The organism is Streptomyces tritici (genome assembly GCF_048500665.1).
In the GTDB taxonomy this organism is placed as follows: Bacteria; Actinomycetota; Actinomycetes; order Streptomycetales; family Streptomycetaceae; genus Streptomyces; species Streptomyces tritici.
Genome location: NZ_CP183183.1, coordinates 5,272,202 through 5,292,189, shown reverse-complemented (window position 1 = coordinate 5,292,189; position 19,988 = coordinate 5,272,202). Strand labels below are relative to the sequence as shown.

The following is a 19,988-nucleotide window of genomic DNA, read 5'->3' as shown; positions in this document are numbered from 1 at the left end:
AAAACGCCCCCTGCACCGACGACGCCGGCCGGGCCGGCGAGGAAGTCGCCGACACCGACCGGAAACCGCAGGCCGGAGCCCTACTTCACCGGCTCCAGAATCGCCACGCACTCCACGTGATGCGTCATCGGGAAGAGGTCGAACGCCCGCAGCGTGCGGACGCGGTAACCGTTGTCCGCGAAGTAGGCGAGGTCGCGGGCGAGGGCGGCCGGGTCGCAGGCGACGTAGGCGATGCGGCGGGCGCCGAGGCCGGCGAGGTGGGTGACCGTCTGCTTGCCCGCGCCGGCGCGCGGGGGGTCGAGCACGATGAGGTCGACGTCGGAGATGCGGGTGCGCGGGAGGACCGTCTCGACCTTGCCCTGCTCGATGCGGACGCGGTCGAAGTGCTGGAGGTTGTGGCGGGCGTCCTCGACGGCACGCTTGCCGTACTCGATGCCGAGGACGGCGCCCTTGTCGCCGACGCGGTCCGCGAGGGCGCCGGCGAAGAGGCCGACGCCGCAGTACAGGTCCAGGGCCATGTCGCCCTTGCGCGGGAGCAGGCCCTGCATGACGGCCTTCACCAGCGTGTCCGCGGCCTTCGGGTGGACCTGCCAGAAGCCGCCCTCGCCGACGCGGTACGTGCGGTCGTCGGCGCGCTCACGGACGAAGGCACGGCCGTGGACGCGGTGGACGGCCTTGTCCTTCTCGCCGATGCGCAGGACCGAGACGGGCTTGTCGAGTTCGACGATCGGGAGCCGCGCGCCCGGCTTCGGGGTCAGGATCACCTGGCGGTCCTGGGAGCCCGTGGCGGCGATCGCCTCGATCGACTCCATGCCCTCCCAGGTGCGCTTCTCGATGCCGAGTTCCGAGACGGACTCGGCCGCGATCATGCAGTGGTCGATGACCTCGACCTCGTGCGAGCGGTGCTTGCGCAGGCCCGCGTGGCCCTCCGCGTCGACCGCGTACTGGACGCGGGTACGCCACTGCGGGACCTCGCCCGCGGGGAGCTTGTCGCCCTCGGCCGGCATGACCGTGCCGTCCCAGCCGGCCTCCTCCGGGGTGAGCCCGGCGAGCCGCTTGAGCTGTTCGGCGATCACCTCGCCCTTGAGCCGGCGCTGCGCACCCGGCTTGGCGTGCTGCCAGTCGCAGCCGCCGCACTTGCCCGGCCCGGCGAAGGGGCAGGGGGCCTCGACGCGGTCCTTGGAGGGGTCGAGGATCGTCACCGCGTCCGCCCTGAGGAAGCGCGAGGTCTCCTCGCCCTCCGTCACGCGGGCGACGACCCGCTCCCCCGGCAGCGCGTGGCGCACGAAGAGCACCCGGCCCTCCGCGGTGCGGGCGATGCAGTGGCCGCCGTGGGCCACCGGCCCGACCTCGACCTCGTACTCCGTCCCGATCAGCGATTCGGCGGGGGCGTTCTGCATGATCGGGGGCTCCAGGGGATCTTCAGCGAAAGCACCGCGAACAGCGGCGGTGGGCTGCCGTTTCGTACGGCAGCCCACCAGTCTAGTTCGTCTTTCCGGTCGGTTCCCTCGTGCCCTTCTCGACCGGACCGCGCCGCACGGATCCGGGCGCGTTCCACTCCTGGCGCTTGCGCGCCCGCTTCTTCGCGACCTCGGAGGACTGCAGCTGGTACGGCACCGAGGTCACCATCACGCCGGGGGTGAACAGCAGCCGGCCCTTGAGCCGCAGGGCGCTCTGGTTGTGCAGCAGGTGCTCGTACCAGTGGCCGACGACGTACTCGGGGATGTAGACCATCACCGCGTCGCGCGGGCTGTCCTTGCGGAGGTTCTTGACGTACTCGATCACCGGCCGGGTGATCTCGCGGTACGGGGAGTCGAGGATCTTCAGCGGCACGTTGATCGAGCGCCGGTCCCACTCCGCCTTGAGCGCCTTGGTCTCGGCCGGGTCGACGTTGACGCTCAGCGCCTCCAGCTCGTCGGCGTGCATCAGCTTGGCGTACGCGAGGGCGCGCAGCGTCGGCTTGTGCAGCTTGGAGACGAGGACGATGGAGCGGACGCGGGAGGGGCGGACGTACTCGTCCGGGCGCTCCTCGGCCGCCGCGATCTCACTGGCGACGCTGTCGTAGTGGCGCCGGATCGCGGTCATCGTCACGTAGAAGATGACCATGCCGAGCAGCGCGACCCAGGCGCCGTGGGTGAACTTGGTGGCGAGGACGACGACCAGGACCAGGCCGGTGAAGAACGCGCCGAAGGTGTTGATCGCGCGGGAGCGGATCATGTGCCGGCGCTTCGCGGGGTCGCGCTCGGTCTTCAGGTGCCGGTTCCAGTGCCGGACCATGCCGGTCTGGCTGAGGGTGAAGGAGACGAAGACGCCGACGATGTACAGCTGGATCAGCTTGGTCGAGTCGGCCCCGTAGACCCACACCAGCAGCATGGCCGCGCCGGCCAGCAGCACGATGCCGTTGGAGAAGGCGAGCCGGTCGCCGCGGGTGTGCAGCTGGCGCGGCAGGTAACGGTCCTGGGCGAGGATCGAGCCGAGCAGCGGGAAGCCGTTGTACGCGGTGTTCGCGGCCAGGAACAGGACGAGGGCGGTGGCGGCGGCGAGCAGCACGAAGAAGAAGGTGCCGTCGCCGAAGACCGCCGCCGCGACCTGGGAGATCACCGGGTCCTGGACGTAGCTCTCGCCGACCGGCTTCCCGTTGTGGATGAGGTCCTCGGCGGGGTGCTCGGCCATCCGCACGTCCGTGGCCATGGCCAGGAAGATGATGCCGCAGAACATGGTGACGGCCAGGCCGCCCATGAGCGCCAGCGTGGTCGCGGCGTTCTTCGACTTCGGCTTGCGGAAGGCGGGGACGCCGTTGGAGATCGCCTCGACGCCGGTGAGGGCGGCACAGCCGGAGGAGAAGGCGCGCAGGAGCAGGAAGAGCAGCGCGAAACCGGCCAGCCCCTCGTGCTCGGCCTTGATCTCGAAGTCGGCGGTGGGGGCCTTCATGGTCTCGTCGAGGACGATCCCCTTGTACGCGCCCCAGATGATCATGATGAAGACGCCGGCGACGAAGACGTACGTCGGGATGGCGAAGAGGCTGCCGGACTCCTTCACGCCGCGCAGGTTCATCAGCGTGAGGAGCACGATGATCACGATCGCGGAGAGCACCTTGTGCTCGACCACGAACGGGATCGCCGAGCCGAGGTTCTCCACTCCGGAGGAGATGGAGACGGCGACGGTGAGGACGTAGTCGACGAGCAGAGCGCTGGCGACGGTCAGCCCGGCCTTGGGGCCCAGGTTGGTGTTGGCGACCTCGTAGTCGCCGCCGCCGCTGGGGTAGGCGTGCACGTTCTGCCGGTACGAGGCGACGACCGTGAACATCAGGACGACGACGGCCAGCGCGATCCAGGGGCTGAAGTGGTACGCCGAGAGCCCCGCGATCGAGAGGACGAGCAGCACCTCGCCGGGCGCGTACGCCACCGAGGACAGCGGGTCGGACGCGAAGACGGGGAGGGCGATCCGCTTCGGGAGCAGCGTCTCCCCCAGTCGGTCGCTGCGCAGGGCCCGCCCGATGAGGATCCGTTTGGGCACGTCGGTCAGTTTCGGCACGCAGAGGATCGTAAGCGTTCGAAACCGGCCGCGCCCACGCGCACCCCCGATGCGCACCGAATCTCCCGGTCGTCGACGCGGATGCGGCCCGGAAGGGGCTTGACGCATAAGCTCGGACCGGGCAGTACGTCAGGCTGCTGTCCGCCGCTGCCCGGGCGAGTCGGGCGAGGAAAGTTGTGAGCAGGGTGTATTCGCAGGTCAGCAAGACGATCAGGAGTGCGGGGTAAGGGGACGTGCACGTCGTCATCATGGGCTGCGGGCGAGTGGGTGCCGCTCTCGCGCAGACCCTGGAACAGCAGGGACACACCGTCGCGGTCGTCGACCAGGACCCGACGGCTTTCCGCCGCCTGGGCTCCGGCTTCGGGGGCCGTCGCGTCACGGGGGTCGGCTTCGACCAGGACACGCTGCGGGAGGCCGGCATCGAGGAGGCCGGCGCCTTCGCGGCGGTGAGCTCCGGCGACAACTCGAACATCATCGCGGCGCGGGTGGCGCGCGAGATGTTCGGCATCGAGAACGTGGCGGCGCGGATCTACGACCCCAAGCGCGCCGAGGTCTACCAGCGCCTGGGCATCCCGACCGTCGCCACCGTCCGCTGGACGGCGGACCAGATGCTGCGGCGGCTGCTGCCCTCCGGCGCGGAGCCGCTGTGGACCGACCCGAGCGGCGGGGTGCAGCTGGCCGAGGTGTACACCTCCCCGGCGTGGATCGGCGAGAAGATCAGCCGGCTCCAGGACGAGACCGGCGTCCGTGTCGCGTTCCTCACCCGGCTCGGCGAGGCCGTCATCCCGAGCTCGCAGACGGTGCTGCAGGAGGGCGACCTCGTGCACGTGATGATGCGGACGGACGACATCGAGAAGGTCGAGGCGGCGCTCGCCGCCGGGCCCGAGGAGGGCGGTCACTGATGCGGGTCGCGATTGCGGGCGCGGGTGCGGTGGGCCGTTCCATCGCGGGCGAGCTGCTGGAGAACGGGCACGAGGTGCTCCTCATCGACAAGGCCCCGACGGCCATCTCGGTGGAGCGGGTGCCCCAGGCGGAGTGGCTGCTCGCCGACGCCTGCGAGATCACCTCGCTGGACGAGGCGGCGCTGCAGCGCTGCAACGTGGTCATCGCGGCGACCGGCGACGACAAGGTGAACCTGGTCGTCTCGCTGCTGGCGAAGACCGAGTACGCCGTACCGCGGGTGGTCGCCCGGGTGAACAACCCGAAGAACGAGTGGCTGTTCAACGAGGCGTGGGGCGTGGACGTCGCCGTGTCGACGCCCCGGCTGATGTCGGCCCTGGTGGAGGAGGCGGTGAGCGTCGGCGACCTGGTCCGGCTGCTGCGCTTCAGCCACGGCGACGCGAACCTCGTGGAGCTGACGCTGCCGCCGGAGTCCGCGATCGCGGGCACGGCCGTCGGGGACGTGGCCTGGCCGCAGGACACCTCGCTGGTCACGATCATCCGCGGCTCCCGCGTCCTCACGCCGACGGCGGAGGAGACGCTGGAGGCGGGCGACGAGCTGCTGTTCGTCGCGGCACAGGCCCGCGAGGAGCAGCTGGAGGACCTGCTGTCGGTCCGCCGCGAGGAGGAGTCGGCCGGCTGACGCCGGGGACGGACGCACGACGAAGGGGCCCGGGGAGCGCACTCGCTCTCCGGGCCCCTTCGCGTGACCTCGTGAACCGGCGCGGTGCTACGCCTCCGGCTGCTGCTGGGTCGCCTGGGCGGCGGCGGCCTTGCGCTCCTTCTCGGCGCGCTCCTCGGCCTCCATCTCGGCGAAGACGTCGATCGGCGGCGGGGCCTTCGCCAGGAAGACCCAGGTCAGGTAGACGGCCAGCAGGAACGGCGGGATCTTCAGGGCGACCAGGACCCAGCCGAGCTGGGTGGTGTCCGCCCACCAGTACAGCGGGAAGAGGATCGCGCACTTGGCGAGCAGGATCACGCCCCAGGCATAGCTCGCCTTGGCGTACGCCTTCTTGCGTCCGGGGTTCCGCGTCCGCCAGGAGAGGTTCTCCTTGAAGACCGGGCCGAGGATCAGACCGATGAGCGGCACACCGGCGAGCGTCGTGATGATGTACGCGAGGCCGAGACCCAGCGTGTACAGCATGCCCGGCAGGTAGAAGTCCTTCGCGTTGCCGGTCATCATCGCGAAGGCGACGCCGAACGCCACGCCGAAGACGCCGCTGAAGGCGTGCTTGACCGTGTCCCGGCGGATCAGCCGGACCGCCACCAGGACGAGCGAGACGGCGAGCGCCGCGATCGCCGACAGGCGCAGGTCCTTGTCGATGGTGTAGATCGTGACGAAGAGCAGGCCCGGGAGCACCGTCTCGATCATGCCCCGCAGGCCGCCGAACGCCTCGAACAGCGCGGCCTCGGTGACCTCCTTCGAGGCCGGGCCCGCGTCGCCCTGCCGATCGTCGTGCTGATCCGTCGTCGGCTTGTCGAGGGACGTCACCGGCTACTCCTGTCCGAGCGGTCGCAGCTCGTATTTGGGGTTGAAGAGGACCCGTCGGCCGTGGCTCATGGAGATCCGGCCGGAGGCGATCAGCTTGCGGCCCGGCTCTATGCCCACGATGGACCGCCGGCCCAGCCACACGACGTCGAGCGGCGCCGTACCGTCGAACAGCTCGGCCTCCAGCGCGGGCACGCCGGCGCGGGGGCGCAGCGTGACCGTGCGCAAGGTACCAGTGACCTTGACGATCTGGCGGTCCGAACAGGCGGAGATGGGCGTGCACCCGGACGCCTGGGTGTCCTCCTGGAGTTCCTCCGACTCCAGGTCCTCCTGCGAGGTGGACAGGCGGTCGAGCATCCGGCGGAACCGTCCGGCGGGCTTGTCCGTACGAGGTGCAGCACTCATACAGAAAGCGTACCGGGCCCTGCTGTCATGGGGTCGGGGCCTCCGCGACCGCCGATTCGGATCAGTGCTCGAAGCGGTAGCCCATGCCCGGTTCGGTGACGAAGTGGCGGGGGTGCGAGGGGTCCGCCTCCAGCTTCCGGCGCAGCTGCGCCATGTAGACGCGGAGGTAGTTGGTCTCCGTGCCGTACGACGGGCCCCACACCTCCTGGAGCAGCTGCTTCTGGCTGACCAGCCGGCCGCTGTTGCGGACGAGGACCTCCAGGAGGTGCCACTCGGTGGGGGTGAGGCGGACGTCCTTGCCGTCGCGGTGCACCTTCTTCGCCGCGAGGTCGACGCTGAACGAGGCCGTCTCGACGAGGGCGACCCCGTCCTCTCCCCCGCCGACGGGCTCGGCGCGGCGGACGGCGGCGCGCAGCCGGGCCAGCAGTTCGTCCATCCCGAAGGGCTTGGTGACGTAGTCGTCGGCGCCGGCGTCGAGGGCCTCGACCTTCTCGTCGGAGGTGTGCCGGGCGGACAGGACGAGGACGGGGACGCGGGTCCAGCCGCGCAGGCCCTTGATGACCTCGACGCCGTCCATGTCCGGCAGGCCCAGGTCGAGCACGACGACGTCGGGATGGCGTTCGGCGGCGAGCCGGAGGGCGGTCGCGCCGTCGGGCGCGGAGTCCACCTCGTACTTCCGCGCCTTGAGGTTGATCACCAGGGCGCGGACGATCTGCGGTTCGTCGTCGACCACGAGGACCCGGGTCATGGAGGTATACCTGCTTTCTGCCGGCGTCAGGAGACGGTGGAGGCGGGGGCTGCGTCGGGGGCGGCGGGGGCCGCGCCGGAGGAGGCGGTGCCCGCGTCGGAGGGCGGACCGGGGGGCGGGCCGGCGGGCCGGGCCGCGCCGGACGCCGCCCGGAGGGTGAGGACCATGGTGAGGCCGCCGCCCGGGGTGTCCTCGGCGCTGATCGTGCCGCCCATGGCCTCGACGAAGCCGCGGGCGACCGCGAGGCCGAGGCCCACGCCCGCGCCGCGCGGGGCGTCGCCGAGGCGCTGGAACGGTTCGAAGATCCCGTCCTTGCCCTCGTCGGGCACTCCGGGTCCCCGGTCGACGACGCGCACTTCGACGCGGTCGCCCAGGGCGCTGGCCGCGACCACGACGGGGACGCCCTCGGGGCTGTACTTGACGCCGTTCTCGACGATGTTGGCGACGGCCCGCTCCAGGAGCCCCTTGTCGACCCGGACCATCGGCAGCGTCTCGGGAACGTCGAGCTCGGCGCTGCCCTCCGGGACGCCGCCGAGCGCCATGGGGACGACCTCGTCGAGGTCGATGTCCCGGATGAGCGGGGTGACGGTGCCGGTCTGGAGCCGGGACATGTCGAGCAGGTTGCCGACCAGGTGGTCGAGCCGGTCGGCGCCGTCCTCGATGCCCTCCAGGAGGGCCGCGACGTCCTCCTCGGACCATTCGACGTCGTCGGAGCGGAGCGAGGAGACGGCGGCCTTGATGCCGGCGAGGGGGGTGCGCAGGTCGTGGCTGACGGCGGCCAGCAGCGAGGTGCGGATCTTGTTGCCCTCGGCGAGCTTGCGGGCCTCCTCCGCCTGGCCGACCAGCCGCTGCCGGTCCAGGACCACGGCGGCCTGGGCGGCGAACGCGCCGAGCACCCGCCGGTCCTCGGCGGGCAGCACCCGGCCGGTGAGGGCCAGCGCGAGCCGGTCGTTGACCGGCATGTCGACGTCGGCGTCCTCGGGGCGCGCAGCGGGGTACGGGCCGACGCTCGCGGCGCTGGTCCAAGGTTCGAGGTCGCCGGCGCGTTCGAGCAGGGCGACGGAGTCCATGGAGAAGGTCTCCCGGACCCGCTGCAGGAGCGCCTCCACGGTGGTCTCGCCGCGCAGCACGCTGCCCGCGAGCAGCGAGAGGGTCTCGGACTCGGCGCGCAGCCGGGCGGCCTGGTGGGTGCGGCGGGCGGCGAGGTCGACCACGGAGGCGACCGACATGGCGACGAAGAAGAAGACCGCGATGGCGACGATGTTCTTCGGGTCGGCGATGGTGATCCGGTGGATGGGCGGGGTGAAGAACCAGTTCAGCAGCAGGGAGCCGAGCGCCGCGGAGGCGAGCGCCGGGAACAGTCCGCCGAGCAGGGCGGCGGCCACGTTCAGCGCCAGGAACAGCAGCATGTTGTTGGCCAGGCCGAGGTCGGCGTTCACGCGGCTGAGCAGCAGGGTGAGCAGCGCGGGTCCGACGACCCCGACGAGCCAGCCGGCGACGAGCCGGGAGCGGCCGAGCCGGGCGCCGCGGGCGACGGGCAGTCCGCGGCCCTTGGCGGCCTCCTCGTGGGTGACGATGTGGACGTCGAGGTCGGGCCCGGACTCGCGGGCGACGGTGGCGCCGACGCCGGGGCCGAACACGTACTGCCAGGTCTTGCGGCGGCTGGAGCCGAGCACGATCTGCGTGGCGTTGACGCCCCGGGCGAAGTCGAGCAGTGCGGACGGTATGTCGTCGCCGATGACGTGGTGGAAGGTGCCGCCGAGGTCCTCGACGAGGGTGCGCTGGACGGCGAGCTCCTTCGGGGAGGCCGCGGTGAGGCCGTCGCTGCGGGCGATGTAGACGGCGAGGACCTCGCTGCCCGCGCCCTTCTCGGCGAGCCGGGCGGCCCGCCGTATCAGGGTCCGGCCCTCGGGGCCGCCGGTGAGGCCGACGACGATCCGCTCGCGGGCCTGCCAGGTGCTGCGGATGCCGTGCTCGCCGCGGTACTGCCGGAGGTACTCGTCGACCCGGTCGGCCGTCCACAGCAGGGCCAGCTCGCGCAGGGCGGTCAGGTTGCCGGGGCGGAAGTAGTTGGACAGCGCCGCGTCCACCTGGTCGGGCTGGTACACGTTCCCGTGGGCCATGCGGCGGCGCAGCGCCTGTGGCGACATGTCGACCAGCTCGATCTGGTCGGCGTGCCGGACGACCTCGTCGGGGACGGTCTCCTGCTGGCGGACTCCGGTGATCGACTCGACGACGTCGCCGAGGGACTCCAGGTGCTGGATGTTCACCGTCGATATCACGTCGATCCCGGCCGCGAGCAGCGCCTCGACGTCCTGCCAGCGCTTGGCGTTCCGGGAGCCGGGCACGTTGGTGTGGGCGAGCTCGTCGACGAGGGCCACGCCCGGACACCGGGCGAGGACGGCGTCCACGTCCATCTCCGTGAACGCGGCGCCCCGGTGTTCGAGGGTCCGGCGCGGCACCTGCTCCAGGCCGCGCAGCAGCGCCTCGGTACGCGGCCGGTGGTGGTGCTCGACGAAGGCGACGACGCAGTCGGTGCCCCGCTCCACGCGCCGGTGGGCCTCCGAGAGCATCGCGTAGGTCTTGCCGACGCCCGGTGCCGCACCGAGGTAGATCCGCAGCTTGCCTCGTCCCATGGGACGACCATACGTCCGGCGCGGGACCCCTCCCGTACGCGTGAACGACCGGCCGGACGACCTTGACGCGATCCTGATGGATTTCCGGAAGAACCCCGCGGGTCGTGTCGAGAACGCGCGGACGGCTCCGACCTCAGGGTGTAGGCAACGAGCAGGCCCCACGAGAACCCGAGGAGCAGACCATGAAGTACATGCTGCTGATGCAGTTCAGCGCGCAGACCCTGGAGGTCCCGCGGATCGACTCCTGGCAGCGCGAGGAGATCGGCGCCCACATCGACTTCATGCGGCGCGTCAACGAGAAGCTGCAGGCCGCCGGGGAGTTCGTGGAGGCGCGGGGCCTGGAGATGCCGGAGACGGCGCTGATCGTGAAGGCGGGTCCGGACGGCGCGCCGCTGGTGACCGACGGGCCGTTCGCGGAGACCAAGGAGTTCCTGGCCGGCTGGTGGATCGTCGACGTCGACTCGGCCGAGCGGGCGGTCGCCATCGCCGCGGAGGTCTCCACGGCGCCGGGGCCGGGCGGCAAGCCGCTCAACATGCCGATCGAGGTACGGAAGGTCGGCGAGGCCCCGAAGGACTTCTGAGCCGCACCGGCCGACGGGCCCGGCCCGGCCGACGGGCCCGGGCCCCGGCCCGGCCGCCGGCCCCTCGGCCTCAGTGCTCGACGATCTCGCCGTCGCGCAGCTCCAGGACCCGGTCCGCCAGGCCCAGGAGCTGCGTGTCGTGCGTGGCGACGAGGGCGGTGACGCCCTCGCTGCGCACCACGGCGCGCAGCAGTTCCATGACGGCGAGGCCGGTCTCGGCGTCGAGCTGGCCGGTGGGCTCGTCGGCGATGAGCAGGGACGGCCGGTTCGCCAGGGCACGGGCGATGGCGACGCGCTGCTGCTGGCCGCCGGAGAGCTCGCCGGGCCGCTGGGCGGCGTGGTCGGCCAGGCCGACGAGGGCGAGCAGCAGGGCCACCCGCTCCTCGCGCTCCTCCGGGTCCGCCTTGCGCAGCCGCAGGGGCACGCCGACGTTCTCCGCCGCGGAGAGGATGGGGATCAGTCCGAAGGACTGGAAGATGAAGCCGATGCGGTCCCGGCGGAGCGCCAGGAGCCCTTCCTCGCCGAGGTCCGCGAGATCGGTCCCGCCGACGGTGATCCGTCCGCCGTCGGGGGTGTCGAGGCCGCCGACCAGGTTGAGCAGCGTGGTCTTGCCGGAGCCGGAGCGGCCCCGGAGGGCGACCAGCTCGCCGCGGGGTATCTCGAAGGAGACCCCGCGCAGGGCGTGCACCGCGGCCGCGCCCGTGCCGTAGGAGCGGCGCAGGTTCTCGACGCGGACCATGGGCCCGTCGGCCCGCTCCGCCACCGCCGTGCCGCCGGCCTTCGCCCCCGTGCTCCCGCCCATCTCCGCAGCCCCCTCGATCCCCTGGTCCCCGTTGATCCTCTGGCCCGGTCAGTATGTGTGGTCCACACCGTCCGGGGCCAGGGATCGGGCACAGAAGGAGCCGGGCACGGCCCGGGGCTCAGACCCGGGCTCAGCTCGGGCCTGGCGGAGAGGTCAGCGGACCTCGGTGATCTCCGGTCCGCGCTGGAGCTGGCCCATGCCGCCGGAGAACCGCGAGGTCTCCTGCTCCTCCTGCTGCACGGTGTCGGGGACCATCTGGGCGTCGTCGGGCAGCTTGAGGACGATCGGGTCGCGCGGGGCCATCGGGCCCTCGCCGCGGACCACGACCGTGTCGCGGACGATCTGCTCCAGCAGGCCGGCGGCCTCGGGCTGGACCGCGCCCTGCCCGGAGATCACGCCGCGCAGGAACCAGCGCGGGCCGTCGACACCGACGAAGCGCACCAGCTGCACGCCGCTGTTGCCGTCCGGCAGCTGGACGGGGACCTGGGCCCGCAGCTCCCAGCCGAGGGGGCCCTCGACCTCGTCGACGACACCGCCCTGCTGGGTGATGCCGGAGGCGATCTCCTCGCGGACCTCGCCCCAGATGCCTTCCTTCTTCGGCGCGGCGAAGGCCTGCAGCTGCACGGCGCTGTCCCGCAGGACGACGGTGGCCGCGACGATCGCGTCGCCCGCCACCTCCACGCGCAGTTCCATGCCCTCGACCCCGGGCACGAACAGGCCGCCGAGGTCCACGCGGCCCTCCTCGGGCCGGGAGACCTCGGAGACGTCCCACGGGCCGTCGGGCCGGGGCGCCGGCGGAAGGTTCACCCGACGCGGGGCCGCGTCGGCCGCCTCCTCGGTGTCGACCGCGTCGACGACCTGCTCGGCCTCGCCCGCTGCGTCCTCGGCAGCGGCACCGCTCTTCTTGCGACGTCCGAACACGTCACTGTCCTTCCCGGTCGGATACGACCGAAGCGTATCGATTCCCACCCGTTGTGCCGTCCACGGCGGCATGACCGCCGGTGGACCCGAAGCCCCCCTCGGCCCGCGCCGAGCCGGGAAGCTCCGCCACCTCGTGGAAGCGCACCTTCTCGACCTGCTGGACGACCAGTTGGGCAATCCGGTCGAACCGTTCGAACCGCACGCTCTCGCGCGGATCCAGATTGACCACGATCACCTTGATCTCCCCACGGTACCCGGCATCCACCGTCCCCGGGGCATTCACGAGCGCCAGACCGCAGCGGGCGGCCAGACCGGAGCGGGGATGCACGAAGGCCGCGTACCCGTCCGGCAGCGCGAGGGCGATGCCGGTGGGCAGCACGGCGCGCTCGCCGGGGGCGAGCACGGCGGCCTCGGTGGTGACGAGGTCGACTCCGGCGTCGCCCGGGTGCCCGTAGGCGGGCAGGGGGACGTCCGGGTCCACGCGGCGGATGAGTACGTCGACGGGATTGCGCATCAGGGGTTCACCTCGAAGGCGCGGGCGCGCCGGACCTGGTCGGGGTCGGACATGGCGGCCTGGATCTCCTCCGGCCGGCCGTTGTCGATGAAGTGCTCCACCTTGACCTCGACGAAGAGGGCGTAGCCGCGGACGGCGACGGGGCCGTCGGGCCCGCCGATCCGGCCGGTGGCGGTGGAGTAGATCTTGCGGCCGCTGACGGCGGTGACCTCGGCCTCCAGGTGCAGCACGGTGCCGACGGGCACGGGGCGCACGAAGTCGGTCTCCAGGCGGCCGGTCACGGCGATGACCCGCAGCAGCCAGTTCAGGGAGCCGAGGGTCTCGTCGAGCGCGGTGGCGAGGACGCCGCCGTGCGCGAGGCCGGGGGCGCCCTGGTGGTCGGGGGTCACCGTGAACTCGGCGGTGACGGTGACGCCCTCGCCGGCCCGTGCCTCCAGGTGCAGCCCGTGGGGCTGGCCGCCGCCGCAGCCGAAGCACTGCGCGTAGTGCGAGCCGAGCAGCTCGCCGGGAGCGGGCGCCTCGGGGTGGCGTACCGGCGGTATGGCGTCGGCCGGCGGGGTGAGGGCGGCAGAAGTTCCAGTCACAGCCGCAGACCTTACCCGCGCGGGTCGCCGCAGGTCGCGCCGTGCCAAGCTAGGAGTCATGCAGCCTTCCGCCCCGTCCTACGACGAACGTCTGACCGCCCCCGGCTCCTGGTGGGTGATCGCCGCTCTGCTCGGCCTCTCGGGGGGCCTGGTGATGTTCCCGCTGGGCAACGTTCCGACGCTCGCCGGGGTGATCGTGGCGGGTGCGCTGGCGGCGATGGGGGTCTCGTCGTACGGCTCCGCGCGGATCCGCGTGGTGGCCGGCTCGCTGGTCGCGGGCGAGGCGAGGATCCCGGCGTCGGCGCTGGGCGCGCCGGAGGTGCTGGACGCGGAGGAGGCGCGCGCCTGGCGCACGTACAAGTCCGATCCGCGCGCCTTCATGCTGATGCGGGGCTACATCGACCGGGCGGTGCGGATCGAGGTGACGGATCCGCAGGACCCGACGCCGTACGTGTACCTGTCGACGCGCGACCCGGAGGCGCTGGCGGCCGCCCTGGAGACGGTGCGCGCCGAGGCGGTCAAGGAGGGCTGAGGCCCTCGCCGGAGGGCCGGGAGCGGGCTAGTAGCCCAGTTCCTTGGGGTTCTCCGGCTGCTCCAGCGGCGGGAGCTCGGGCAGGGCGTCCCAGGGGATCTGGCGGCGACGCAGGTCCGTGCGGACGTGTTCGGCGAGCTTCTTGGTGTCGCGGCGGTTCATCACCGCGCCGACGGCGGCGCCCACCATGAACGGCATCAGGTTGGGCAGGTTGCGCACCATCCGCTTCATGATCTGCTGGCGCAGTTCGCGTCTGAGCTGGCCGCCGAGTGCCGCGTTGATGGTGGTGGGCTTGGTGGGGTCGATGCCCCGTTCCTCCGTCCAGGAGGTCAGGTACGCGGTGGAGCGCTGCGTGAGCGTGCCGGGCGGCCGCAGGCCGTAGACCTCGTGCAGCTCGGCGATGAGCTTGAGTTCGATCGCGGCGACCCCGGTGATCTCCGCGGCCAGCTCGGCCGGAAGGGCGGGGGGTACGGGCAGCATCGCCGCGGCGCCGATGCCCGCACCGACGGTGGAGCTGGCGTTGGCCGCGCCGGCGATCAGCTTGTCGGCGAGCTCCTCGGGCCCGAGGCCGGGGAACTGCCGGCGCAGCGTCGCGAGGTCCCGTACGGGAACGCGCGGCGCGAGGTCGATGATGCGGTCGGCGAGATGGCCGATGCCTGCCCTGGCGCTCTCGCCGGTCTTCTTCACGCCCCGCCTCACCGCCTCGTAGCCGGCGCCGCTCCGGAGGGCCTCGAGCCGGCGCCGCCGGGGCTCCTGCTCGACCGGAAGGGACGGTGCCGCTGCTTCGAGCGAGGCCGGTCGGCCTCGCTCGTCGTCACGTGCGCCGGGGGACGGCAGGAGGGCGGAGTGCTCGGTCTCGGGTGCCTCCACGGCGCCCTCGACGCGGCCCGAGCCGCCCTGCTGCGTGTCCGGCCTCCTGGGGAGCCGGAAACGCCGCTTCCGAGACGGGGTGTCGCCTGCCACGGCCGACCGGACCTCAGTCGCAGTCGCGGCAGATCGGCTGACCGTTCTTCTCGCGCGCCAGCTGGCTGCGGTGGTGCACGAGGAAGCAGCTCATGCAGGTGAACTCGTCCGCCTGCTTCGGCAGGACGCGGACGGCCAGCTCCTCGTTCGAGAGGTCGGCGCCCGGAAGCTCCAGGCCCTCGGCGGCCTCGAACTCGTCGACGTCGACCGTCGAGGTCGACTTGTCGTTCCGGCGGGCCTTCAGTTCTTCAAGGCTGTCCGAGTCGACGTCGTCGTCGGTCTTGCGTGGGGTGTCGTAGTCGGTTGCCATGTCGCTCTCCCCCTCTGGGTGGTTGCGGTGTCTCCAGCGCACGTAACGCGTGAGAGGCCGGACTTGTGCCCGACCCGAGGCGGAGATTTTGCCTCACATCAAGGTCTGTTACTCAATCGACACCCAACGCGAGCCCTCACGGGTGATCGGCTTTGGGTGGCGAACCGGACCGTACACGGTCCGTCTGCCGCTCTTCACGGGCGCTACCCCGTGTACTTCCCGTGATACGGGGCCCCGGAAACCCGGACTTTTCCCGGCTTTCCGGCAGCTCCGACGCTCACGGAGAGTAGATGGCCGAAACCTCTCGCCTGTGATCGATCACACACGGACTTCCCGGGAACAGGTCCCGAAAATTCCGCGCAAAGCGAACATCCGACCGGCTCGTGCGGCGTGTCAGATCGGCAGGGTGACACGCATCACGAGGCCGCCGCCCTCGCGGGGCTCCGCGATGATACGGCCCCCGTGGGCCCGCGCGACGGACCGGACGATCGACAGGCCGAGACCGACGCCCTTGTCACTGCCGGTCCGCTCCTGTCTGAGGCGGCGGAACGGCTCGAAAAGGTTGTCGATCTCGTACGCCGGGACCACCGGTCCCGCGTTCGAGACGACCAGGACCGCCTGTCCGTGCTGGGTCTCGGTGGTGACGTCGGCCCAGCCTCCCTCAGGGATGTTGTACCGCACCGCGTTCTGGATGAGGTTCAGGGCGATCCGTTCCAGCAGGACCCCGTTGCCCTGGACGATCGCGGGGGCCAGCTCGCCGCGCAGCTCCACACCCTTGGCGTCGGCCTCCGTCCGCACCTGGTCGAGGGCCCGGGAGGCCACCTCCGCGAGGTCGACCGGCTTGCGCTCCACGATCTGGTTGTCGCTGCGGGCCAGCAGCAGCAGGCCCTCGACCAGCTGCTCGCTGCGCTCGTTGGTGGCCAGCAGCGTCTTGCCGAGCTGCTGGAGCTCGACGGGCGCGCCCGGGTCGGAGAGGTGCACCTCCAGGAGCGTCCGGTTGATCGCCAGCGGCGTGCGCAGCTCGTGCGAGGCGTTGGCGACGAAGCGCTGCTGGGCGGTGAAGGCCCGCTCCAGGCGCTCCAGCATCTCGTCGAAGGTGTCCGCCAGCTCCTTGAGCTCGTCGTCCGGTCCGTCCAGCTCGATGCGCCGGGCCAGGTCCGAGCCGGCCACCTGGCGCGCGGTCCGGGTGATCCTGCCGAGCGGGGCCAGGACCCGGCCGGCCATGGCGTAGCCGAAGGCGAAGGCGATGATGCTCAGGCCCAGCAGGGCGAAGAGCGAGCGGCGCAGCACGTCGTCCAGGGCCAGGTCGGTCTGGTGCTTCAGACAGATCGCGAGCGCGTCGTTGAGCTCCTCGGTGGTCGGGGTGGCCGGCAGCCGGCACCAGGCCGTGGTGGCCTGCACCTCGCCGCTGACGACTCTGAAGGGCAGCTGCGCGGCGGCGACGTCGCTCACCGCCTGGGCGATGAACAGGTACATGATCGACAGCAGCAGGATGCCGGCGATCAGGAACATGCCGCCGTAGAGCAGCGTGAGCCTTATCCGGATGGTCGGCCGCAGCAGCGGGCGCACCGGGCCCCGGGGGTCCCAGGTGGGTTTCGGGGGCGCCTGCGGATGCGGCGCGGGCGTGGTGGCCATCGAGTCAGATCCGGTAGCCGGAACCCGGCACGGTGACGATGACGGGGGGCTCGCCCAGCTTGCGGCGCAGGGTCATGACGGTGACGCGGACGACGTTGGTGAACGGGTCCGTGTTCTCGTCCCAGGCCTTCTCCAGGAGCTGCTCGGCGGAGACCACGGCGCCCTCGCTGCGCATGAGGACCTCCAGCACCGCGAACTCCTTGGGGGCGAGCTGGACCTCCTTGCCGTCCCGGAACACCTCCCGGCGGTTCGGGTCGAGCTTGATGCCGGCGCGCTCCAGGACGGGCGGCAGCGGCACGGTGGTGCGCCGGCCGAGCGCCCGGACGCGGGCGGTGAGCTCGCTGAAGGCGAAGGGCTTGGGCAGGTAGTCGTCGGCCCCGAGCTCCAGGCCCTCCACGCGGTCGCTGACGTCGCCGGAGGCGGTCAGCATCAGGACGCGCGTGGCCATGCCGAGCTCGACGATCTTGCGGCAGACGTCGTCGCCGTGGACCAGCGGCAGGTCGCGGTCGAGGACGACCACGTCGTAGTCGTTGACCCCGATGCGTTCCAGCGCGGCGGCGCCGTCGTACACGACGTCCACGGCCATGGCCTCCCGGCGCAGCCCGGTGGCCACCGCATCGGCGAGCAGCTGCTCGTCCTCGACGACGAGTACGCGCACGTCGCTGTTCCTTCCTCCGTGCCCGGGCCCCGGGCGGGGACGGGCGGTCCTGAGCACTGACTGTGCGTATCCATCCTGCCCGTAACGTGCGTAAACCGGCTGTAAGGCGGGAGGCACGAGGGGTGGACGACGGAGCGTCGCGGGGGGCGGGCGCGGCCGCGGGCACCAAGAATTCACCTGATTCGCGAGCTAGTTGAGGTTTCCTTGAGGAAAGCCCTGGGGAGGACGACTGCACACCCCGCGATCACGCCCTGTATGTGGCGCGCCACTGGCGCTCTGTCCCCCAGAGTTCGCAGTGCGTGATTCGTTCCGACCCTCGGCACACCCCCGTGCCACCGACCCACGACGAGGGGGAGCACGATGGACGCTTTCACCGCAGGGCTGCTGCAGCGCATCAGGACCACGCAGTCCGACCTCACTCGGGCTCGCGAGCAGGGCGACGACTTCCTCGTGGAAGTGGAGGAGGCCGAGCTCGACGATCTGCGCCGCCTGGCCGCGGAGCACGGTGTGGAGATCGGCGCCGCCAGCGCCTGATCCCGACCGCCGTCGTCCGAAGGGCCCCGGAGCCGCACCGGCTCCGGGGCCCTTCGGCGTCCTGCGGACGCGTGGGACGTCCGTCGGGCGCGTCCGCGCGGACGTGGGACGCGTCCGCGCGCCCTCAGTCGTGCCAGGCGCCGTACTCCTCCAGCAGCGTCCGCAGCGGCGTGAAGACGCCCGGGGAGGCCGCCACGGCCAGTTCCCCGGACGGTGGCTGTCCGGGCCGGCCGCCGGTCAGCGCGCCCGCCTCGCGGGCGATGAGGTCGCCCGCAGCGAGGTCCCAGGGGCTGAGCCCGCGCTCGTAGTAGCCGTCCAGGCGGCCGGCGGCCACGTCGCTGAGGTCGATGGCGGCGGAGCCGCTGCGGCGGATGTCGCGCAGCCGCGGGATGAGCCGCGCGGCCACCTCGGCCTGGTGGGAGCGGACGGTCTGCACGTAGTTGAAGCCGGTCGAGACCAGCGCCTGGTCGAGCGGCGGGGCCGGGCGCACCGCCAGCGGCCGCCATTCGCCCCCCTCGCCGGCCCGTACGGACGCCCCGCCGCCGCGCACGGCCCGGTACGTCTCGCCGCGCATCGGGGCCTCCACGACGCCGACGACGGTCTCCCCGTCGAGCTCGGCGGCGATGGAGACGGCCCAGGTGGGCAGGCCGTACAGGTAGTTCACCGTGCCGTCGAGCGGGTCGACGACCCAGCGCACCCCGCTGGTGCCGGGGCTGGACGCGCCCTCCTCGCCGAGGAAGCCGTCGTCGGGGCGGTGGTCGGCGAGGAAGCCGGTGATCAGCTTCTCGGCGGCCAGGTCCATCTCGGTGACCACGTCGATCGGGCTGGACTTGGTCCTGGCCACGGCCAGGTCCCGCGGGCGTCCGTCGCGCAGGAGCGCACCCGCCCGCCGGCCGGCCTCCAGGGCCAGTTCCAGCAGCTCGGCGAGCAGCGGGTCGGTCGGACCGGGGGTGCCGGTGGTATCGGTCATGGGCGTCTCCCTACGCGTACGGGCTGTCGGCGCCGGCCGCGGCCGGCCGGTCGGCGCGGGCCGGGCAGCAGCCGATGGGGCAGAGGTCGTGCGAGGGGCCGAGGGCGCCCAGGGCGCAGCGCTCGACCACCGTGCCGCGCTCCCTGGCCGCGCGCTCCAGGACGAGCTCGCGCACGGCGGCGGCGAACCGCGGGTCGTCTCCGACGGTCGCCGAGCGGCGGACCGGCAGGCCGAGTTCCTTGGCTTTGGCCATGGCCTCGGTGTCGAGGTCGTAGAGGACCTCCATGTGGTCCGAGACGAAACCGATCGGCACCATGACGGCGGCCGGGACGCCGGCGGCGTGCAGCTCCTCCAGGTGGTCGCAGATGTCCGGCTCCAGCCAGGGGATGTGCGGGGCGCCGCTGCGGGACTGGTAGACGAGCCGCCAGGGGTACGCGATGCCGGTGGCCTCGCGGACGGCCTCGACGATCACCCGGGCCACGTCCAGGTGCTCCTTGACGTACGCGCCGCCCTCGCCGTGGTCCTCGACGGGGCCGGAGGAGTCGGCGGCGGAGTCGGGGATGGAGTGGGTGGTGAAGGCGAGGTGGGCGCCGGCCCGGACGGACTCGTCGAGTTCGGCGAGCGAGGCGAGGACGCCGTCGATCATCGGCTCGACGAAGCCCGGGTGGTTGAAGTAGTGCCGCAGCTTGTCGACCCGGGGCAGCGGCAGCCCCTCCGCCTCCAGCGTGGCGAGGGCGTCGGCGAGGTTCTCGCGGTACTGGCGGCAGCCGGAGTACGAGGCGTAGGCGCTGGTGGTGAGGACGGCGATGTGGCGGCGGCCGTCGGTGACCATCTCCCGGAGGGTGTCCGTGAGGTACGGCGCCCAGTTCCGGTTGCCCCAGTGGACCGGCAGGTCGAGGCCGGCCCGCGCGAAGTCCTTCCGCAGCGCGTCGAGCAGGGCGCGGTTCTGGTCGTTGATGGGGCTGACGCCGCCGAAGAGGAAGTAGTGCTGCCCCACTTCCTTGAGCCGCTCCGTCGGGATGCCTCGGCCGCGGGTCACGTTCTCCAGGAACGGGACCACGTCGTCCGGTCCTTCCGGGCCGCCGAAGGAGAGCAGCAGCAGGGCGTCGTACGGGGCGGGATCGCGCTGATCGGACATGTCCCCGATCCTCCCACCCGGTGCCGGCGGCGGACGGCGGGGGCCGTGGGCGTGTGGCCGGGGCGACCGGAAAAGTTCGTGACCCATTCGCTTCG

The 19,988-nt window shown here is 72.1% G+C and carries 21 protein-coding genes; 5 read left to right on the top strand and 16 right to left on the bottom strand.

Going from position 1 to position 19,988, the window contains the following annotated elements; translation table 11 throughout:
• Positions 1-80: 80 nt before the first annotated feature.
• Positions 81-1,400 (bottom strand): class I SAM-dependent RNA methyltransferase, encoded by a 1,320-nt coding sequence (locus ACNJ93_RS24530; protein WP_418959586.1) that lies wholly within the window; start codon positions 1,398-1,400, stop codon positions 81-83.
• 82 nt (positions 1,401-1,482) lie between these two features.
• Complete coding sequence (locus ACNJ93_RS24525) at positions 1,483-3,534, bottom strand: APC family permease (RefSeq protein WP_418959585.1); 2,052 nt, start codon at positions 3,532-3,534, stop codon at positions 1,483-1,485.
• Positions 3,535-3,767: 233 nt separating this feature from the next.
• Between ACNJ93_RS24525 and ACNJ93_RS24520 the strand changes: the two genes are divergently transcribed.
• Positions 3,768-4,436, top strand: coding sequence for a potassium channel family protein (locus ACNJ93_RS24520; RefSeq protein ID WP_418959584.1), 669 nt, complete (start codon positions 3,768-3,770; stop codon positions 4,434-4,436).
• On the top strand, positions 4,436-5,116 hold the full coding sequence (locus ACNJ93_RS24515; RefSeq protein WP_418959583.1) for a potassium channel family protein: 681 nt from the start codon (positions 4,436-4,438) through the stop codon (positions 5,114-5,116). The genes ACNJ93_RS24520 and ACNJ93_RS24515 overlap by 1 nt, the downstream gene beginning before the upstream one ends.
• 87 nt (positions 5,117-5,203) lie before the next feature.
• Here ACNJ93_RS24515 and ACNJ93_RS24510 read toward each other — a convergent pair whose 3' ends face one another.
• The 4 genes from ACNJ93_RS24510 to ACNJ93_RS24495 all read right to left on the bottom strand — a co-directional run bounded on the left by ACNJ93_RS24510 (position 5,204) and on the right by ACNJ93_RS24495 (position 9,751).
• On the bottom strand, positions 5,204-5,965 hold the full coding sequence (locus ACNJ93_RS24510) for a DUF3159 domain-containing protein (RefSeq protein ID WP_418959582.1): 762 nt from the start codon (positions 5,963-5,965) through the stop codon (positions 5,204-5,206).
• Positions 5,966-5,968: 3 nt separating this feature from the next.
• Positions 5,969-6,367 (bottom strand): OB-fold nucleic acid binding domain-containing protein, encoded by a 399-nt coding sequence (locus ACNJ93_RS24505; protein WP_418959581.1) that lies wholly within the window; start codon positions 6,365-6,367, stop codon positions 5,969-5,971.
• A gap of 61 nt (positions 6,368-6,428) precedes the next feature.
• Positions 6,429-7,115 carry a response regulator gene (locus tag ACNJ93_RS24500; protein WP_418959580.1) on the bottom strand — a complete coding sequence of 229 codons (687 nt, stop codon included), beginning with the start codon at positions 7,113-7,115 and terminating at the stop codon, positions 6,429-6,431.
• A gap of 26 nt (positions 7,116-7,141) precedes the next feature.
• The gene (locus ACNJ93_RS24495; protein WP_418959579.1) at positions 7,142-9,751 is read right to left on the bottom strand and encodes a DUF4118 domain-containing protein; all 2,610 of its coding nucleotides are present in this window, start codon (positions 9,749-9,751) and stop codon (positions 7,142-7,144) included.
• Between the two features lie 182 nt (positions 9,752-9,933).
• Here ACNJ93_RS24495 and ACNJ93_RS24490 point away from each other — a divergent pair, with 182 nt between their 5' ends.
• The gene (locus ACNJ93_RS24490; RefSeq protein ID WP_418959578.1) at positions 9,934-10,332 is read left to right on the top strand and encodes a YciI family protein; all 399 of its coding nucleotides are present in this window, start codon (positions 9,934-9,936) and stop codon (positions 10,330-10,332) included.
• 70 nt (positions 10,333-10,402) lie between these two features.
• On the opposite strand, the gene ACNJ93_RS24485 is transcribed toward ACNJ93_RS24490, so the two are convergent.
• From ACNJ93_RS24485 to ACNJ93_RS24470, 4 genes are all read right to left on the bottom strand, one after another.
• A complete protein-coding gene (locus tag ACNJ93_RS24485; protein ID WP_418959577.1) occupies positions 10,403-11,134 on the bottom strand; it encodes an ABC transporter ATP-binding protein in 732 nt (243 codons plus the stop codon).
• 153 nt (positions 11,135-11,287) lie between these two features.
• Entirely contained in the window at positions 11,288-12,055 is a 768-nt protein-coding gene (locus ACNJ93_RS24480; RefSeq protein ID WP_418959576.1) for a DUF3710 domain-containing protein, read from the bottom strand.
• Between the two features lies 1 nt (position 12,056).
• Positions 12,057-12,569 (bottom strand): dUTP diphosphatase, encoded by a 513-nt coding sequence (dut, locus tag ACNJ93_RS24475; protein WP_418959575.1) that lies wholly within the window; start codon positions 12,567-12,569, stop codon positions 12,057-12,059.
• Positions 12,569-13,153: a PaaI family thioesterase gene (locus ACNJ93_RS24470; protein WP_418959574.1), complete on the bottom strand. Its 585-nt coding sequence runs from the start codon at positions 13,151-13,153 to the stop codon at positions 12,569-12,571. The genes dut and ACNJ93_RS24470 overlap by 1 nt, the downstream gene beginning before the upstream one ends.
• Before the next feature lie 58 nt (positions 13,154-13,211).
• On the opposite strand from ACNJ93_RS24470, the gene ACNJ93_RS24465 reads away from it, so the two are divergent.
• On the top strand, positions 13,212-13,685 hold the full coding sequence (locus tag ACNJ93_RS24465) for a DUF3093 domain-containing protein (RefSeq protein ID WP_418959573.1): 474 nt from the start codon (positions 13,212-13,214) through the stop codon (positions 13,683-13,685).
• A 27-nt stretch (positions 13,686-13,712) separates the two neighbouring features.
• Here the strand turns inward: ACNJ93_RS24465 and ACNJ93_RS24460 are convergent, their stop codons facing one another.
• The 4 genes from ACNJ93_RS24460 to ACNJ93_RS24445 all read right to left on the bottom strand — a co-directional run bounded on the left by ACNJ93_RS24460 (position 13,713) and on the right by ACNJ93_RS24445 (position 17,251).
• Positions 13,713-14,648 (bottom strand): hypothetical protein, encoded by a 936-nt coding sequence (locus ACNJ93_RS24460; RefSeq protein ID WP_418959572.1) that lies wholly within the window; start codon positions 14,646-14,648, stop codon positions 13,713-13,715.
• 13 nt (positions 14,649-14,661) lie between these two features.
• Entirely contained in the window at positions 14,662-14,958 is a 297-nt protein-coding gene (locus tag ACNJ93_RS24455; RefSeq protein WP_003955561.1) for a DUF4193 domain-containing protein, read from the bottom strand.
• Between the two features lie 393 nt (positions 14,959-15,351).
• Positions 15,352-16,593: a sensor histidine kinase gene (locus ACNJ93_RS24450; RefSeq protein WP_418959571.1), complete on the bottom strand. Its 1,242-nt coding sequence runs from the start codon at positions 16,591-16,593 to the stop codon at positions 15,352-15,354.
• 4 nt (positions 16,594-16,597) lie between these two features.
• Positions 16,598-17,251 (bottom strand): response regulator transcription factor, encoded by a 654-nt coding sequence (locus ACNJ93_RS24445; protein WP_331920146.1) that lies wholly within the window; start codon positions 17,249-17,251, stop codon positions 16,598-16,600.
• Positions 17,252-17,611: 360 nt separating this feature from the next.
• Here ACNJ93_RS24445 and ACNJ93_RS24440 point away from each other — a divergent pair, with 360 nt between their 5' ends.
• The gene (locus ACNJ93_RS24440; protein ID WP_418959570.1) at positions 17,612-17,785 is read left to right on the top strand and encodes a hypothetical protein; all 174 of its coding nucleotides are present in this window, start codon (positions 17,612-17,614) and stop codon (positions 17,783-17,785) included.
• Between the two features lie 124 nt (positions 17,786-17,909).
• Here the strand turns inward: ACNJ93_RS24440 and ACNJ93_RS24435 are convergent, their stop codons facing one another.
• Both ACNJ93_RS24435 and ACNJ93_RS24430 read right to left on the bottom strand, forming a co-directional pair.
• Entirely contained in the window at positions 17,910-18,755 is an 846-nt protein-coding gene (locus ACNJ93_RS24435; protein WP_418959569.1) for an inositol monophosphatase family protein, read from the bottom strand.
• Positions 18,756-18,765: 10 nt separating this feature from the next.
• Positions 18,766-19,893: a ferrochelatase gene (locus ACNJ93_RS24430; RefSeq protein ID WP_418959568.1), complete on the bottom strand. Its 1,128-nt coding sequence runs from the start codon at positions 19,891-19,893 to the stop codon at positions 18,766-18,768.
• Positions 19,894-19,988: the final 95 nt, after the last annotated feature.

Coding starts and splice junctions, on each gene's coding strand:
- dut (WP_418959575.1), bottom strand. CDS start 12,569: ATGCGCAATCCCGTCGACGTACTCATCCGCCGCGTGGACCCGGACGTC.
- ACNJ93_RS24490 (WP_418959578.1), top strand. CDS start 9,934: ATGAAGTACATGCTGCTGATGCAGTTCAGCGCGCAGACCCTGGAGGTC.
- ACNJ93_RS24435 (WP_418959569.1), bottom strand. CDS start 18,755: ATGACCGATACCACCGGCACCCCCGGTCCGACCGACCCGCTGCTCGCC.
- ACNJ93_RS24465 (WP_418959573.1), top strand. CDS start 13,212: ATGCAGCCTTCCGCCCCGTCCTACGACGAACGTCTGACCGCCCCCGGC.
- ACNJ93_RS24500 (WP_418959580.1), bottom strand. CDS start 7,115: ATGACCCGGGTCCTCGTGGTCGACGACGAACCGCAGATCGTCCGCGCC.
- ACNJ93_RS24450 (WP_418959571.1), bottom strand. CDS start 16,593: ATGGCCACCACGCCCGCGCCGCATCCGCAGGCGCCCCCGAAACCCACC.
- ACNJ93_RS24455 (WP_003955561.1), bottom strand. CDS start 14,958: ATGGCAACCGACTACGACACCCCACGCAAGACCGACGACGACGTCGAC.
- ACNJ93_RS24495 (WP_418959579.1), bottom strand. CDS start 9,751: ATGGGACGAGGCAAGCTGCGGATCTACCTCGGTGCGGCACCGGGCGTC.
- ACNJ93_RS24530 (WP_418959586.1), bottom strand. CDS start 1,400: ATGCAGAACGCCCCCGCCGAATCGCTGATCGGGACGGAGTACGAGGTC.
- ACNJ93_RS24515 (WP_418959583.1), top strand. CDS start 4,436: ATGCGGGTCGCGATTGCGGGCGCGGGTGCGGTGGGCCGTTCCATCGCG.
- ACNJ93_RS24440 (WP_418959570.1), top strand. CDS start 17,612: ATGGACGCTTTCACCGCAGGGCTGCTGCAGCGCATCAGGACCACGCAG.
- ACNJ93_RS24485 (WP_418959577.1), bottom strand. CDS start 11,134: ATGGGCGGGAGCACGGGGGCGAAGGCCGGCGGCACGGCGGTGGCGGAG.
- ACNJ93_RS24505 (WP_418959581.1), bottom strand. CDS start 6,367: ATGAGTGCTGCACCTCGTACGGACAAGCCCGCCGGACGGTTCCGCCGG.
- ACNJ93_RS24430 (WP_418959568.1), bottom strand. CDS start 19,893: ATGTCCGATCAGCGCGATCCCGCCCCGTACGACGCCCTGCTGCTGCTC.